Raw genomic sequence first — 16802 nt, forward strand, 5'->3', positions numbered from 1 at the left:
CACAAGAGGAGATAAAAAAGTGGCTGAATTAACACCTATGATGCAGCAGTATATGAAAACAAAAGAAGAATACAAAGACTGCATTTTATTTTATAGACTGGGAGATTTCTATGAGATGTTCTTTGATGATGCGCTGGTAGCATCAAAAGAACTGGACATCACCCTTACCGGAAAAAACTGTGGACTGGAAGAACGTGCACCGATGTGCGGTGTCCCGTTCCATGCAGTAGACGGTTATCTGAATCGGCTCGTATCTAAAGGTTACAAGGTCGCCATCTGCGAACAGATGGAAGATCCGGCAACTGCAAAAGGAATCGTCAAACGTGAGGTTGTCCGGATTGCCACACCTGGAACGAACCTGGATATGCAGGCATTAGACGAGACAAAGAACAACTACATTATGTGTGTTGTTTACATGGAAGATCGTTTTGGGTTGTCTGTCGCTGATGTTACGACCGGCGATTATTTTGTTACGGAGATTAATACAGAAGAAAAACTGTTTGACGAAATTTATAAACTTATGCCGTCGGAGCTTATCTGTAATGAAGCATTTTTCATGAGTGGCATGAACATCGAAGATTTGAAGAACCGCCTTGGAATTACCATTTATTCACTGGATCCATGGTATTTTGATGATGCGATCTGTCAGGATACATTAAAAGAACATTTCAAAGTCGGATCATTGACTGGTCTTGGCCTTGCAGATTATGACTGTGGGATCATTGCTTCCGGAGCCCTTTTGATCTATCTGAAAGAGACTCAGAAGACATCTCTTTCCCATATGTCACGCCTGATTCCATATGCTGCCGGAAAATATATGCTTCTCGACAGTGCTACAAGACGGAATCTTGAACTTTGTGAGACTTTAAGAGAGAAGCAGAAGAGAGGGAGCCTTCTCTGGGTACTGGATAAGACGAAAACCGCCATGGGTGCCAGAAATCTCCGAAAGTATATTGAACAGCCACTGGTTCAGAAATATGATATTGAGAAACGTCTGGATGCTCTCAATGAGCTTTTAGATAACGCGATTTCAAGAGAAGAGATCCGGGAATATCTGTCGCCAATCTACGATCTTGAGCGTCTGGTCAGCAAGATTACATATCAGTCTGCGAACCCGAGAGATATGATTGCATTTGAAAGTTCTCTTTCTATGCTGCCTCATATCAAATATATTTTAAGTGAGATGACAAGTCCGCTTTTGAAAGAACTTTATGAAGATTTAGATACGCTGGAAGATCTGTGCACACTGATCAAAGATGCAATCAAAGAAGATCCGCCGCTTGCCATGAAGGAAGGCGGTATTATCCGCGACGGGTATAATCCGGAAGTCGATAAGCTCCGCTCGGCTAAGTCTGACGGGAAAGACTGGCTTGCAAAACTGGAAAGTGACGAGCGTGAGAAAACCGGCATCAAAAATCTAAAGATTAAATACAATAAAGTATTCGGCTACTATCTGGAAGTAACCAATTCTTTTAAAGATCTGGTTCCGGATTATTATACAAGAAAGCAGACCCTTGCCAATGCAGAGCGTTATATTATTCCGGAATTAAAAGAACTGGAGGATACGATTCTCGGTGCGGAAGATAAGCTTTATTCTCTGGAGTATGAGCTTTACAGTGATATCCGGAGCCGTGTAGCCAAAGATGTTGTCCGTGTCCAGAAAACTGCCAAAGTGATCGCCCAGATTGATACATTGGCTTCTCTGGCTCTTGTTGCAGAGCAAAATAATTATGTGCGTCCGAAGATAAATGAAAAAGGTGTCATTGACATCAAAGAGGGCCGTCACCCGGTAGTTGAGAAAATGATTCCAAATGATATGTTCATTTCCAATGATACATATCTGAACGATAAAAAAGACCGGATTGCCATTATAACCGGACCGAACATGGCCGGAAAGTCTACCTACATGCGCCAGACGGCCCTGATTGTCCTGATGGCTCAGATTGGCTCTTTTGTTCCTGCCGCCAAAGCCGACATCGGTCTGGTAGACCGTATTTTTACCCGTGTAGGAGCTTCTGATGATCTGGCAAGTGGTCAGAGTACATTTATGGTTGAGATGACGGAAGTCGCAAATATTTTAAGAAATGCCACTAGCAAGAGTCTTTTAATACTTGACGAGATTGGTCGTGGAACGAGTACATTTGATGGGCTCAGCATTGCCTGGGCAGTCATCGAACATATCAGTAACAGCAAACTTCTTGGTGCTAAAACTTTATTTGCCACACATTACCATGAGCTGACCGAGCTGGAAGGCAAAATAGATAACGTGAATAACTATTGCATTGCGGTTAAAGAGAACGGCGACGATATCATTTTCCTTAGAAAAATTGTCAAAGGTGGTGCGGACAAAAGTTATGGTATCCAGGTAGCGAAGCTTGCAGGGGTGCCGGAGTCTGTTACTGACCGGGCAAAGGAAATTGTAGAAGAACTGGTTCAGACGGATATTACAAGCCGGATCAAAGATATTGCTGTTCTGGGTGCCCCAAAACCTAAGGCGAAAAAATATGATGACGTGGATCTGGCTCAGATGTCATTGTTCGATACAGTGAAAGATGATGACGTATTAAAAGAGTTAAAAGAGCTTGATCTTGGAAACCTGACACCAATTGAAGCACTCAATACCCTTTATCAGCTTCAGAACAAATTAAAAAACAGGTGGTAGACCATGAGTAAGATACAGGTATTAGACCAGATTACAATTGATAAAATTGCCGCCGGGGAAGTCATAGAACGTCCGGCATCCGTAGTCAAAGAGCTTGCTGAGAATGCAATTGATGCCGGTGCGACTGCTGTAACTGTCGAGATCAAGGAAGGTGGCATTACATTTATGCGAATCGCTGACAACGGAATCGGAATTGATAAAGAAGATGTCCGTGCTGCATTTTTACGCCATTCTACAAGTAAGATCCGAAGTGCAGAGGATCTTGCACACATTTCATCTCTTGGTTTCCGTGGTGAAGCACTTTCCAGTATTGCAGCGGTCTCACAGGTAGAGCTTCTGACCAAGACAAAGGAAGCAGAATTTGGCGTGCGATATAAGATTGCCGGTGGAAAGGAAGAATCACTTGAAGATGCCGGTGCCCCGGATGGCACGACATTTTTGATCCGACAGCTTTTCTACAACACACCTGCCAGAAGAAAGTTTTTAAAAACTGCTATGACAGAGGCAAGTCACGTCGGAGACCTGGTTACAAGACTGGCGTTGTCTCATCCGGAAGTTTCCTTTCGTTTTATCAACAACGGTCAGGTTAAACTTCATACTTCCGGCAATGGAAATTTGAAGGATGTCATCTATCATATATACGGACGGGAGATTGCATCGAATCTGATTGAAGTAGATTTTGAAAGAAAAGGAATCCACATTACCGGATATCTTGGAAAGCCCTTGATTTCCCGCGGCAACCGTAATTTTGAAAATTATTTCGTAGATGGAAGATACATTAAAAGCAGTATCATCTCCAAGGCAATTGAAGACGGATATAAAGATTTTACTATGCAGCACAAATACCCATTTGTCGTACTTTACCTGGACGTAGACACAGAACATGTAGATGTTAATGTGCATCCGACCAAAATGGATGTCCGTTTTAATAATCAGCAGGAGATTTATAATACCCTGTTTGCGGCTGTCGATGACGGACTACATGAACGGGAGCTGATTCCCGAAGTGACATTGGATGATATAAAAATTCCAGAAGAACCGAAAGAGTCGAAGAAGGATCTGCCGAAAAAAAGTGAGGCAGAACATACCGAAAAGCTGCGAACTTCTTTGCAGTCACCACAAAATGAAGATGAAAAGCTGCAATACTTTATGAATGAGATGAAGAAGAGAGTATATTCTTACCATGAAGCGCTGCACGAAAACAAGCAAGAAACAACACATGCTTCATCCTATACAGACTCCTGTAAACCGCAGAAAAATGTATCAGTGCAGGACTCCTATAAACCACAGAAAAATATACCAGCTCCTGACTCCTGTAAGCCACAGAAAAATGTGCAGGCACAAAGCTCATATGAACCACAACAAAATATGCAGGCACAAGGCTCTCAGATTGCAGAGATGCCAAATTATACTGCAAGACAAGTTCCTGCGGAAAAACCACAGCAGCTCAATTTCTTTGAAGAAAAACTTCTGGAGCCACAGGCAAAAGCGGAACATAAGATTATCGGCCAGGTCTTTGATACTTACTGGCTGGTAGAATTTCATGATAACTTATATATTATCGACCAGCATGCAGCTCATGAGAGAGTTCTGTATGAACAGACATTGAAGGGCATGAAGACACGGGAGTTTACTTCTCAGCTTATTAGTCCGCCAATCGTACTGAATCTGTCTATGCAGGAGGCAGAACTTCTCAGGCTTTATATGGATCAGTTCACGCGGATTGGTTTTGAGATAGAAGAATTCGGACAGGATTCCTATGCAGTCCGCGCTGTACCGGACAATCTGTTCAGTATTGCAAAAAAAGAACTGCTCATGGAGATGATTGACAGTCTGTCTGATGAAATCAACCGAAATGCGCCATCTAATCTGATTGACGAAAAGATTGCATCTATGTCCTGTAAGGCAGCTGTCAAAGGAAATATGCGATTGAGCGCTGCAGAAGTAGACACATTGATCACGGAACTTCTGTCACTGGACAATCCTTATCACTGTCCACATGGGAGACCTACCATTATCGCCATGTCAAGGCGCGAACTGGAAAAGAAATTCAAACGTATTGTTTAATATCGAATATGAAAAATGTAAGGGATGATATATCATGCAAAAACAACCTTTAATCATTCTCACCGGACCTACTGCAGTCGGTAAAACAAAGGCTTCCATTGGTCTTGCAAAAGCAATCGGTGGTGAGATTATTTCTGCAGATTCCATGCAGGTCTACAAATATATGGATATTGGTTCAGCAAAAATCCGTCTGGAAGAAATGCAGCATGTCCCACATTACTTAGTAGATGAACTGGAACCAGACGATGAATTTCATGTTGTCTGTTTTCAACAGATGGCAAAAGAAGCTATGAAAAAGATCTATGCTGCCGGGCATATTCCAATCGTAGTAGGCGGAACCGGATTTTATATTCAGGCACTACTTTATGATATTGATTTTACAGATAATGATAATGACACCTCGCTCCGCGCAGAATTAGAAACATTTGCAGAAGGACATGGCGCAAAGGCACTTCATGAAAAACTTCGCGAAGTGGACCCAAAGTCGGCAGATACTATCCATGCAAATAATATAAAGCGGGTCATTCGGGCATTGGAATTTTATCAGAAAACCGGAATGAAAATTTCTGAACACAATGAAACAGAGCGGCAAAAAGAGTCGCCCTATCAATTTGTATATTTTATCTTAAATGATGACCGCAAGAACCTGTACCGCCGTATAGATCTACGAGTCGACCAGATGATAGAAGATGGGCTTGTCGCAGAAGTTAAGGCTTTAAAAGCGCGTGGTTATGACCGCAGTATGGTTTCTATGCAGGGACTTGGATATAAAGAAATTCTGGACTATCTGGACGGAGCATGCACATTAGAAGATGCCATTTACAAAATCAAACGAGATACAAGACATTTTGCAAAACGTCAGATTACATGGTTCAAGCGAGAGAAGCATGTGACATGGATTAATAAAAAAGATTACAATTATGATGAAGATAAGATTCTGGAAGTGATGCTCGAATCCATTAAAAAAGATATTTTGGAGGAACAATCATGTTAAATATAGAAGATATGTATCTGGAAATGGGAATCCGCAGAGAGGTTTACGATTTCGGAAGCCAGATTGAAGGAACTTTAAAAGAACGTTTTGATGCCATCGACAAAGTGGCAGAGTACAATCAGTTGAAAGTCGTGCATGCAATGCAGAAATGTAAAGTCAATGCCGGCTGTTTCAAATACGCCAGCGGATACGGTTATGACGACCCGGGACGTGACACACTGGAAGAAGTGTACGCAGAGATTTTTCATACAGAAAGTGCTCTTGTAAGACCGCAGATCACATGCGGAACTCACGCACTGGCACTGGCACTGGCTGCAAATCTGCGCCCGGGCGATGAGCTTCTATCTCCAGTCGGAAAACCTTATGACACATTGGAAGAAGTCATTGGAATCCGCCCATCGAACGGTTCTCTTGCGGAGTACGGAATTTCCTATCGCCAGGTAGATCTTCTGGAAGGCGGTGCATTTGACTATGACAATATCAAAAAAGCAATCAATGAAAAGACAAAGCTTGTCACAATCCAGCGTTCCAAAGGATATCAGACAAGACCAAGCTTTTCCGTCTCACAGATTGGAGAACTGATTGCATTTGTAAAGAGTATCAAACCAGACGTTATCTGTATGGTCGATAACTGTTACGGTGAATTTGTAGAGACGATTGAGCCAAGTGATGTGGGTGCAGATATGGTCGTTGGTTCCCTGATCAAGAACCCGGGCGGTGGACTTGCGCCAATTGGCGGATATATCGCAGGACGAAAAGATCTGATTGATAATTGTGGATACCGCCTGACTTCTCCAGGACTTGGAAAGGAAGTTGGTGCATCTCTCGGTGTCATGCAGTCCTTCTTCCAGGGACTTTTCCTGGCACCGACTGTGACAGCAGGTGCTTTAAAAGGAGCCATCTTTGCAGCAAACATCTACGAAAAATTAGGTTACAGTGTCATTCCAAATGGTACGGAGAGCCGCCACGATATTATTCAGGCAGTAGAACTTGGAACACCGGAAGGTGTCATCGCATTCTGTAAGGGAATCCAGGCTGCTGCCCCGGTTGATTCCTATGTCACACCAGAACCATGGCCGATGCCAGGATATGACAGTGATGTTATTATGGCAGCCGGAGCATTTGTTCAGGGATCCTCTATCGAGCTGAGTGCCGATGGTCCGATCAAAGAGCCATATGCAGTGTATTTCCAGGGCGGACTTACATGGCAGCATGCAAAGCTTGGAATATTAATGTCTTTAGAGTATCTGGTAAGAGAAGACCTTGTAACAGAGTTATAATATAAAGTTAAGGAGTTCAGATATGAAAACACTTGCAATTGTCGGAGGCGGTGCTTCCGGTATGTTGGCGGGCATCACCGCCCTTGAGACAAATCCAGACATTCAGGTCATTATCTTTGATCAGAAGGATATTCTTGGAAAGAAAATTTTGTCTACCGGAAATGGGCGCTGTAATCTGACAAATAAAAACATGTCTTTGGATTATTTCCGAAGTGATGAGCCGCAATTGATTTCTTCTGTTCTAAAAGCCTTTGGATATTCGGATACCATTCGTTTTTTCGAAAATCTGGGACTTCTGATGAAATCCAGAAATGGATACATTTATCCAAGATGTGATCAGGCATCTGTCGTCCGTTCTGTTCTGGATAATCGTTTAAAAGAGCTGGGCGCAGACATCAGACGTGAGAACGCAGTGACATCCATATGCCGGACAAAAAAAGGATTCCAGATTGAGACCGGCAGCGAAAAAATTCAAGCTGACCGCATCATTTTATCAGCCGGCGGAAAGGCTTCTTCGAAACTCGGCTCTGATGGCAGCGGTTATACCCTTGTCAAATCACTGGGGCATTCTGTTGTGCCGGTTGTTCCGGCACTGGTGCAGTTAAAAGTAAAGGATTTTGCCTTTCAAAAAGCTTCAGGAGTCAGGACAGATGCAAAAGTAACAGCCTTGATCCATGGGCGTATGGCTGCCTCAGATACCGGTGAACTTCAGATTACCAATTATGGCATATCCGGAATTCCTGTATTTCAAGTCAGCCGCTATATTTCCAGGGCTTTATATGAAAAGCAAAATGCGCAGGTTATGATTGACTTTCTGCCGGAATTAGAGGAAGCTTCACTTAGAGAACTATTTAGCAAAAAGCTTCAGCACCTGAGCGAGAACCAAAAAGCAAAACCGGAAGACCTTCTGACCGGAATTCTTCACACAAAACTAATTCCGGAAATACTCCGAATCTCAGGCATCCGTTTTTCTGCGAAACTAAATATGATCAAAGGAGCAGACCTTACAAGACTGTGTGAGGCCATAAAGTCTTGCAGGTTAAACATTTCTGATACCAACGGGTTTGACAATGCTCAAGTTAGCGCAGGCGGTGTCAGCTTAAAAGAAGTAGATATGGAGACGATGCAGTCCTGTATTACAAAAGATCTCTATCTTGCCGGAGAACTTCTTGACGTTGATGGAATTTGTGGCGGTTATAATCTACAGTGGGCATGGGCTACCGGTTATCTGGCAGGAAAACATGCAGCATCTGATCTATAACAATTGCTTTAAGATGCATAAATAAAACATGTTATATAAAAAGTATTTTTTGAAGTTGCTGTGAAAGAGAACGTAATGGCTGACTACGAGGATCGTATGAACTGGGCTGGAAAAATGTTAATAAATACTGCAAAAGCCGGATATTTTTCTTCTGACCGGACCATTGCCGAATATAACCGGGATATCTGGAAACTTTAATCGTATACTTGTCTGAAACATAAATATGAGCTATACTAAACCAAGGCCATTTTTCGCGAAAGCTAAAATGGCTTTGGTTTTTTCGTTGCCAAGCATACGACAAAAAGGTCCGGTGGCCCTTTTTTAGTTATCGATTACATGTACAAGGAGGAAAACATGATCAGAATCAGTCAGTTAAGGCTTCCGGTTACTCATAAAAAAAGTGACCTTGAAAAGAAAATATATACAACATTAAAAATTTCCAGCTCAGATCTTCTGACCTGGCATATTGAAAAAAAATCTCTGGATGCCAGAAAGAAACCAAATCTTTTTTATGTTTACACGATTGCAGCAAACGTTCAGAATGAAAAGCGGATTATAAAAAAGAACCAGAATAAAAATGTTACAATAAAAGAAGAAAATGATAGCTATCATTGCGCTCCGACCGGAACACATGTACTGACTTACAGGCCTGTTGTAATCGGGACCGGACCGGCCGGTCTGTTCTGTGGTTATGCGCTTGCACGCATGGGATACCGTCCAATTCTTTTAGAACGTGGTGCTTCTATGGAAGAGCGCCAGAAAGACGTACAAGATTTCTGGAAAACAGGCAAACTAAATCCTGAGTCTAATGTCCAGTTCGGCGAAGGCGGTGCAGGTACATTTTCTGATGGGAAGTTAAATACGCTTGTGCACGATACCCATAACAGAGGAAAGGAAGTCCTGCGTCTTTTTGTGAAATATGGGGCACCGGAATCCATTCTTTATGATGCAAAGCCACATATCGGAACTGATATTCTGGCAAAGGTCGTTAAAAATATACGTGAGGCAATCATCTCTATGGGTGGTGAAGTTCGTTTTCATACAAAAGTGACAGGAATCCGTACAAAACGCAGCATTGATTTTTCAGATGAGCCGGCACTTGCGATGCTTCATCTGGAAGATACCAGAACAAACATCGGAGAAGATTTACTGACGGACGTTGCAGTACTTGCCATTGGTCACAGCGCCAGAGACACTTTTGGGCTTTTAAATCTCTCAGATATAAAAATGGAGCCAAAACCATTCGCTGTAGGCGTACGCGTAGAACATCCACAAGATATGATTGACGAATCTCAATATGGTAAAAATGCACCCGAGAGCCTTCCTGCTGCTGCATATAAATTAACAGCTAAGACAAAAGAGGGCAGAGGTGTCTATACTTTCTGCATGTGTCCAGGCGGTTATGTAGTAAATGCTTCATCTGAAGAGAACCGACTTGCAGTAAACGGCATGAGCTATAGCGGGCGAAATGGCAAAAATGCCAATAGTGCAGTAATCGTAACCGTCTCACCGGAAGATTTCCCAGAAAAAGGCATCCTCGGAGGTCTGGCTTTTCAGCGCCAATTAGAAGAGGCTGCATTTGCTGAAGGGCAAGGGAAGATTCCGGTCCAGCTTTTTGGTGACTTTAAGAAAAATGTGCCATCTTCCAGTGCAGGTGCTGTAGCCCCACAGATGAAAGGTGCTTATAGTTGGGGCAATGTAAGGAGCATTTTTCCTGAGTTTATTGCGAGATGCCTGGAAGAGGGAATTACGGAATTTGGAAAGAAAATCCCAGGCTACGGCCGCGATGATGCAGTCCTCTCCGGTGTAGAAAGCCGTACCTCTTCACCAGTCCGTATTCTGCGTGACGAGACCTTGCAAAGTTCTGTAAAAGGACTTTATCCATGCGGGGAAGGTGCGGGATATGCAGGCGGTATTACATCAGCCGCCATGGATGGACTGAAAGTGGCAGAAGCTGTCAGTCAAAAATACATGGCTTTCGACAATCCTAAGAATGTTTAAGAATTTTTTAAGGGTATAAGTCTATACACATTTTCAGAAATGTGCTAAAATGTATGGAGTTTTCAGATAGAAGAAACATGAGGAGGGGTACATATGAAAGGAGCAGGCGGAAAGAACTCCTGGGCACTTTTTCTGTTGTTATTAACAGGAATCGTCCTTGGAGGCTTTATTGGCATGCTGGCAGAAGGGGTGCCGGCACTTAGCTGGCTTGGCTATGGGCAGACGTTCGGGCTTGATACGCCGATTGTAGTCAATCTGGGACTTCTGGTCATTACATTTGGTCTTACGATCAAGATTACAATTGCCAGCATTATAGGCGTTGTGATTGCAATTATCATTTACCGCTTCTTATAGTCTACCGAAGAGAATCATCGAATCTAAAGGAATATATGAATCAAAAAGTTACCATGAAAGAGATACCGAGTGCCGACAGGCCTTATGAAAAATGCGAAAAGCTCGGCGCCGGTGCTCTGAGTGACACAGAACTTTTAGCTGTGCTGCTTCGGACCGGTACGAGAGGGGAGAATGCTCTCGAGCTTGCCAGTCGTATTCTTTATCACAACGGCGAAAGTGGAATTCTCGGTATTCATCAGTTCAGTATTGAGCGATTGAAGAAAATTCACGGTGTCGGACGCGTGAAAGCAGTCCAGCTATCCTGTATCTCAGAGCTTGCGAAGAGACTTTCCAAAGCCTCTGCCGGGGAATTATTAAGTTTTGAAAATCCGGATTCGATTGCAAGGTACTACATGGAAGATCTCCGGCATGAAAAGCAGGAAATCATGAAACTGCTCATGCTGAATTCCAAATCAAAACTCATTGGCGAAACGAATATATCAAAAGGAACGGTGAATGCTTCCTTAATTACGCCAAGAGAATTATTTATTGAAGCATTACAAAAGAATGCTGTATTTGTTATTATTTTACATAATCATCCAAGTGGTGAGCCGACACCAAGCAGAGAAGACCGGCTCATTACAAGGCGCATTCAGGATGCGGGAGCTCTAATCGGGATCGAGCTTTTAGATCACATCATCATTGGGAATAATTGTTATGTGAGTTTTCGCGAAGAAGGAATGCTGTAGAAAGGATTTGAATCATATGGCAAGGAACACCTATGGACTGGATCTGGGATCCTACGAAATCAAAGTCTATGACAAAAAGCAAGATACCATCTGGAAAGAAAAGAATGTGCTTGCAGTTCAGGATAAAAAAGAAATTATTGCAATCGGTGAAGATGCTTATCAGATGTATGAAAAGACTCCACCGGATATTGAAGTTGCATTTCCAATGCGTGACGGCGTTATTTCCCATTTCAATGATATGCAGAACCTGCTTCAGAATATTCTAAAAAAGAACCGACATTTCAGCCGGGGTGCGGAATATGTGATTGCGGTACCAACTGATGTAACTGAGGTACAGAAAAAAGCCTTTTTTGACCTTGTGATCCACTCAAATGCAAAGGCACGAGAAGTTAATATCGTAGAACGTTCCATTGCCGATGCAGTCGGTCTTGGTATTGATGTACAAAATACAACGGGTGTTATGATTATTAATTTCGGTGGTGAGACAACCGAATTATCCGTCCTCACCGAAGGTGGTATCGTCTTTAACCGCCTGTTAAAGCTTGGCGGTACAACACTGGATCAGGAAATTGTGAATCTTATACGGAACAGTCATGATTTTTTGATTGGAAGCAGAACGGCAGAAATATTAAGACAACAGTTCGATGTTTTTAACGGCGATTCTGAGACCGCTTTCTCTGTAGCAGGAAGGGATCTGATCACCGGACTCCCTATGCGAAAGACCATTTCCATCACACTTGTAAGAGCCGCATTTAAAGATACTCTTCTGGAATGTATGAAAGCCGTCCGCTCTATGCTGGACCGTACACCGCCGGAGATCCGGAAAGCTATTTACCAGAATGGGATTTATCTGACTGGTGGAATTGCGAATATGAGCGGTCTGGATGCTTATGTAGAAAGTATGACTAAAATCCACACAACTGCTGCCCAAAAGCCGGGCATTTGTGCAGTGAATGGGTTAAAGAAAATCATGCTTTCCAAGGATCTCAGTAAATTAGCATACTCAATGTTAGACGAAAGTTATAGGTGGATGAGATAATATGAAGATAAAAAACCAATCCTCAATTCCAAGTAAATACTGGCTGGCAATCATTGCAGTCATCTGTGTGATTCTTTTGGGAATCGATCAGGTGACAGACGGCGGGGGGCCGCTTCGATTTATCGGTGATTATACAGTTGTCCCAATGCAGAAAGGTATCAGCTATGTTGGAAGATGGTTAAGTGATCTTTCTGATAACTTTGAGACACTTCAGGATATGAAAAAGCAAAATGAAACTTTGCAGTCCAAAGTAGATGAACTGACTATTGATAATACAAGACTTCGCCAGGACGAATACGAATTAGAACGTCTGCGCGATTTGTACAAACTGGATCAGAACTACTCTGATTACGAAAAAATCGGTGCACATGTCATTGCGAACAACGGGACGAACTGGTTCAGTGATTTTACTATAGACAAAGGAAGTGCAGACGGCATCAAAGTGAACTGTAACGTACTGGCCGGGAGCGGGCTGGTAGGACTTGTCACAGAAGTCGGTCCCCACTATGCAAGAGTACGTTCAATCATTGACAATTCCAGCAACGTAAGTGCTATGATCCTCTCTACTTCAGATACCTGCATCGTGCGTGGAGATTTGAAATTAATGGACGATGGACGTCTTCGTTTTGAAAAGCTGGCTAATAATGACAATGACATAAAGGTCGGTGAACAGGTTGTTACTTCCTATGTAAGTGACCGCTTTGTTCAAGGTCTCTTTATCGGATATATCAGTGAGATCAATGTGGATTCCAATAACCTGACTCGTTCCGGTTATATCACACCTGCGGTAGATTTTAGCAAAATTCAGGAAGTCCTTGTTCTCACAAAGACAAAAGAAGATATGACGAACGGGGCAGACAATGAGTCTGCTTCCGACACAGCAAAGGGAGAGTAGTGATCTATGAAACGAAAGCTCATAACACTGGCAATCATTATCCTGTGTTTTCTCTTGCAAAGTACCATTTTCCCATCACTGGCTTTTGCCTGCGTGCAGCCAAATCTGTTTATAATCGTAACAGCATCTTTTGGATTTATGCGAGGACGTAAAGAAGGTATGGCTGTTGGTGTGATCTGTGGACTTTTGACAGACGTTTTCTGGGGAAACACAATTGGATTTTATATACTTTTATATACTGTGATTGGATATTTAAACGGAACATTTGAACGTTTGTTTTATGATGAAGATATTAAACTGCCTTTAGTACTTATCAGTGGCAGTGAACTAATTTACGGTGGCATTATCTGCTTTTGCGGATATATCCTGAAAGGTGACTTTAGTTTCGGAACCTATCTGATTCATATTATCCTGCCAGAACTTGTATACACTATTTTAGCAACTTTGATCGTATATCAGATCATCTTACACATTAACAAAAAACTAGAAGCAGAAGAGCAAAGGAGTGCAAGCCGATTTGTATAATTTGTGGAACCGGATCAAATCCGGCATAAGTGATATCGTAAAATCAAGAACATTTATTGCAATTATCATGTTCTGCGTCTTGTCAGCAGTATTACTTCAACGAGTATTTTATCTGCAGATTGTGAAAGGACAGAACTATACCGACAAATATGAACTTCAGATTCAAAAAACAAAAGAGGTCGAAGGAACCCGCGGCAATATTTATGACCGCAACGGTGTTCTGCTTGCCTACAATGAACTGGCTTATTCTGTTACCATTCAGGATAATGGAGACTATGATAAAAAATCCGAAAAAAATAAAGCTTTAAATCAAATTGTAACGAAAGTTATTAATATTGTGGAAAGTAATGGTGATTCCGTCATCAATGATTTTGGTATTATTCTGGATGCCAATAGTGAATACTCTTTTGTATCAGAAAGTGATACCCAGCGCCTGCGTTTCATCGCAGATGTATACGGCAAAAAAACCATTGATGAATTATCGGACAAGCAAAAGTCCCAGTCTGCTGCCGACATCATGCATTACTTATGTACCGATAAAACTTACGGTTATGGTATCAACGAGAAAAAGCTGGACAAGACTATGATTTTGAAACTGGTCAATGTACGTTATGCAATGTCTCTGAACAGTTATCAGAAATATATCTCTACTACGATTGCATCCGATGTCAGTGATCAGACTGTGGCTGATATTATGGAAAACAGTGATTCTCTGCAGGGCGTTAACATTGAAGAAGAATCCTTACGCCGATATACAGACAGTAAATGTTTTGCAAATGTAATTGGCTATACCGGACAGATTTCAACAGACGAATATGATGCACTTAGTAAAAAGGATCAGGAAACTTATTCCAAAACGGATACGGTCGGAAAATCCGGACTTGAAAAAGTCCTGGATTCCACACTTCGCGGCAAAAAAGGTGAAGTGAAATTATATGTAAATAACGTTGGTAAAGTTCTGGACACCGTTCAGTCTACAGAACCAAAAGCTGGCAATGATGTGTATCTGTCTTTGGATGCTAATCTGCAAAAAGCAGCCTATAATATTCTGGAACAGGAGCTTGCCGGAATTCTTCTTTCCAAGATCCAGAACACTTTGGATTTTGATCGGAATTCTGTCAGTGACGGAAGTGACGTTATGATTCCAATTGGCGATGTTTATAACGCACTCATTGCTAATGATGTTGTAAATATGACTCATTTCAGTGAGAATGATGCAAAATCAACCGAACAAGAAGTTTATAATACATTTTCCGGATACAAAGAGCAGGTTCTGGCAAGTCTTTCCAGTACACTTGCAGATCCTAATGCAGCTGCATACAAAGATGATTCTAAGGAAATGCAGGCATATCTGAGTTATATTGTTACAGATATATTGACAAATAATACCGGCATTTTAAATTCCAGTGTCATCAACAAAAATGATGAAACCTATAAAGCATGGAAAACAGATGAGACCATCAATGTTTACACATTTTTAAACTATGCTGTTTCTCAGAACTGGATTGATACCTCAAAGCTTCAAAATTATACAAGCAATGGTGGTAAATATTCGGATTCCTCGGAAACTTTCCAGGCAATTATTTCATACTTAAATGAACATTTAAAATCCGATAACAGTTTTGACAAGCTGATCTACAAATACATGATCAAAGCCGGATCCATTACTGGTCGTGAACTTTGTATGATTCTCTACGAGCAGAACATACTTAACTATGATGAATCTCAATATAATGCACTCGCAAGTGGCGCAACAACAGCTTATGACTTTATGCGTGGAAAGATCCAGACACTGGAGATTACACCTGGACAGCTCGGTCTGGAACCATGTACGGGTTCTTTTGTCATGACAGATACTTCCACAGGTCAGGTTCTGGCATGTGTATCTTATCCGGGATATGACAATAACCGACTTGCAAACAATATGGACTCAACTTATTACAATCAGCTTGTAACAGCAAGTTCCCGTCCATTCTACAATAATGCGACACAGGAAAAGACCGCACCGGGATCTACTTACAAACCTTTGTCTGCTATAGCCGGACTTACCGAAGGTGTTATCAGTACAGATTCCCGTCTTCCGTGCCATGGTATTTATGAAAAGATTGAACCAAATCCAAAATGCTGGATTTACCCATATGCGCATGGCAGCCTGGATGTGTCAGGTGCAATTGAAAACTCTTGTAACAGTTTCTTTTATGAAGTCGGTTACAGATTAAGTCTGAAAGACAACGGAATCAATTCCATCAGCCAGGATAATAACCAAGGTGATGCAACGAATGCTTACTATTCCAGTGAACTTGGACTCCAGAAGCTTTCAAAATATGCTCAGATGTTTGGACTTGGAACCACTTCCGGAATGGAAATTCCAGAGGCTGATCCACAAATTTCCGATGATTCTTCTGTACCATCTGCAATTGGACAGGGTACCAACAACTACACGACAAGTCAGCTTGCCCGCTATGTTACTACGATTGCAAATAAAGGAACACTTTTTGATCTGACACTCCTGAACAAGACCACTGATGTCAAAGGCAATGTCATTGAAGAATCACAGCCAAAAATCGATAATACTCTGTCAGATATTTCTGCGAGCACATGGGATGCTGTACACGAAGGGATGCGTAATGTAGTACTTGTATCTCATAGTAGTACATTTTCGGATATTAACAGAAGCGGATTCCAGTTATCCGGTAAGACCGGAACAGCTCAGCAGAGTAAAACGCATCCGGACCATGCGCTTTTCATAGGATTTGCGCCAAGCGATTCACCGGAAGTTGCTTTTGCAACTCGTATCGCCAATGGTTATAGTTCTACTTATGCAGCAGAAGTAGCCAGAGACGTTATGAAATATTATTACCAGCTCACTCCGGAAAATGAATTGATAACCGGAACAGCTTCAAGCATTGGTTCAAATGCTTCAAATGAAGGATAGGAGCAGCTTGCCCTTCAAAAGACAAAATGGTTCATGAAACACATAGCGACAAGAAAATTCA

12 protein-coding genes and 1 pseudogene are annotated in these 16802 nt (G+C 42.0%); all 13 read left to right on the plus strand.

Annotated elements, in window-relative coordinates:
- Positions 1 to 19 precede the first annotated feature (19 nt).
- The 13 genes and pseudogenes from mutS to G593_RS0101400 all read left to right on the plus strand — a co-directional run bounded on the left by mutS (position 20) and on the right by G593_RS0101400 (position 16741).
- The gene (mutS, locus tag G593_RS0101340; RefSeq protein ID WP_330360776.1) at positions 20 to 2662 is read left to right on the plus strand and encodes a DNA mismatch repair protein MutS; all 2643 of its coding nucleotides are present in this window, start codon (positions 20 to 22) and stop codon (positions 2660 to 2662) included.
- Between the two features lie 3 nt (positions 2663 to 2665).
- On the plus strand, positions 2666 to 4729 hold the full coding sequence (gene mutL, locus G593_RS0101345; RefSeq protein WP_029730479.1) for a DNA mismatch repair endonuclease MutL: 2064 nt from the start codon (positions 2666 to 2668) through the stop codon (positions 4727 to 4729).
- A 34-nt stretch (positions 4730 to 4763) separates the two neighbouring features.
- Complete coding sequence (gene miaA, locus G593_RS0101350) at positions 4764 to 5723, plus strand: tRNA (adenosine(37)-N6)-dimethylallyltransferase MiaA (protein WP_029730480.1); 960 nt, start codon at positions 4764 to 4766, stop codon at positions 5721 to 5723.
- On the plus strand, positions 5717 to 7003 hold the full coding sequence (locus tag G593_RS0101355) for a methionine gamma-lyase family protein (protein WP_005332713.1): 1287 nt from the start codon (positions 5717 to 5719) through the stop codon (positions 7001 to 7003). Before miaA ends, G593_RS0101355 begins: the two co-directional genes overlap by 7 nt.
- Positions 7004 to 7025: 22 nt before the next feature.
- Entirely contained in the window at positions 7026 to 8264 is a 1239-nt protein-coding gene (locus G593_RS0101360) for an NAD(P)/FAD-dependent oxidoreductase (RefSeq protein WP_029730481.1), read from the plus strand.
- Between the two features lie 54 nt (positions 8265 to 8318).
- Positions 8319 to 8462: pseudogene (locus tag G593_RS21675) on the plus strand (glycogen/starch/alpha-glucan phosphorylase); the annotation flags it as partial.
- A gap of 156 nt (positions 8463 to 8618) precedes the next feature.
- Positions 8619 to 10265, plus strand: coding sequence for an NAD(P)/FAD-dependent oxidoreductase (locus G593_RS0101370; RefSeq protein WP_029730482.1), 1647 nt, complete (start codon positions 8619 to 8621; stop codon positions 10263 to 10265).
- A gap of 93 nt (positions 10266 to 10358) precedes the next feature.
- Positions 10359 to 10619 carry a DUF4321 domain-containing protein gene (locus tag G593_RS0101375; protein WP_005332732.1) on the plus strand — a complete coding sequence of 87 codons (261 nt, stop codon included), beginning with the start codon at positions 10359 to 10361 and terminating at the stop codon, positions 10617 to 10619.
- A 35-nt stretch (positions 10620 to 10654) separates the two neighbouring features.
- Complete coding sequence (gene radC / locus G593_RS0101380; RefSeq protein WP_005332734.1) at positions 10655 to 11347, plus strand: RadC family protein; 693 nt, start codon at positions 10655 to 10657, stop codon at positions 11345 to 11347.
- A gap of 16 nt (positions 11348 to 11363) precedes the next feature.
- The gene (locus G593_RS0101385) at positions 11364 to 12386 is read left to right on the plus strand and encodes a rod shape-determining protein (protein WP_029730483.1); all 1023 of its coding nucleotides are present in this window, start codon (positions 11364 to 11366) and stop codon (positions 12384 to 12386) included.
- A 1-nt stretch (position 12387) separates the two neighbouring features.
- The gene (mreC, locus tag G593_RS0101390) at positions 12388 to 13281 is read left to right on the plus strand and encodes a rod shape-determining protein MreC (RefSeq protein WP_005336395.1); all 894 of its coding nucleotides are present in this window, start codon (positions 12388 to 12390) and stop codon (positions 13279 to 13281) included.
- 6 nt (positions 13282 to 13287) lie between these two features.
- Positions 13288 to 13806, plus strand: coding sequence for a rod shape-determining protein MreD (mreD, locus tag G593_RS0101395; RefSeq protein WP_005336394.1), 519 nt, complete (start codon positions 13288 to 13290; stop codon positions 13804 to 13806).
- On the plus strand, positions 13799 to 16741 hold the full coding sequence (locus G593_RS0101400) for a penicillin-binding transpeptidase domain-containing protein (protein ID WP_242827012.1): 2943 nt from the start codon (positions 13799 to 13801) through the stop codon (positions 16739 to 16741). The genes mreD and G593_RS0101400 overlap by 8 nt, the downstream gene beginning before the upstream one ends.
- Positions 16742 to 16802: the final 61 nt, after the last annotated feature.

It is taken from the genome of Dorea sp. AGR2135, assembly GCF_000420885.1.
Taxonomy (GTDB): Bacteria; Bacillota; Clostridia; order Lachnospirales; family Lachnospiraceae; genus Dorea; species Dorea formicigenerans.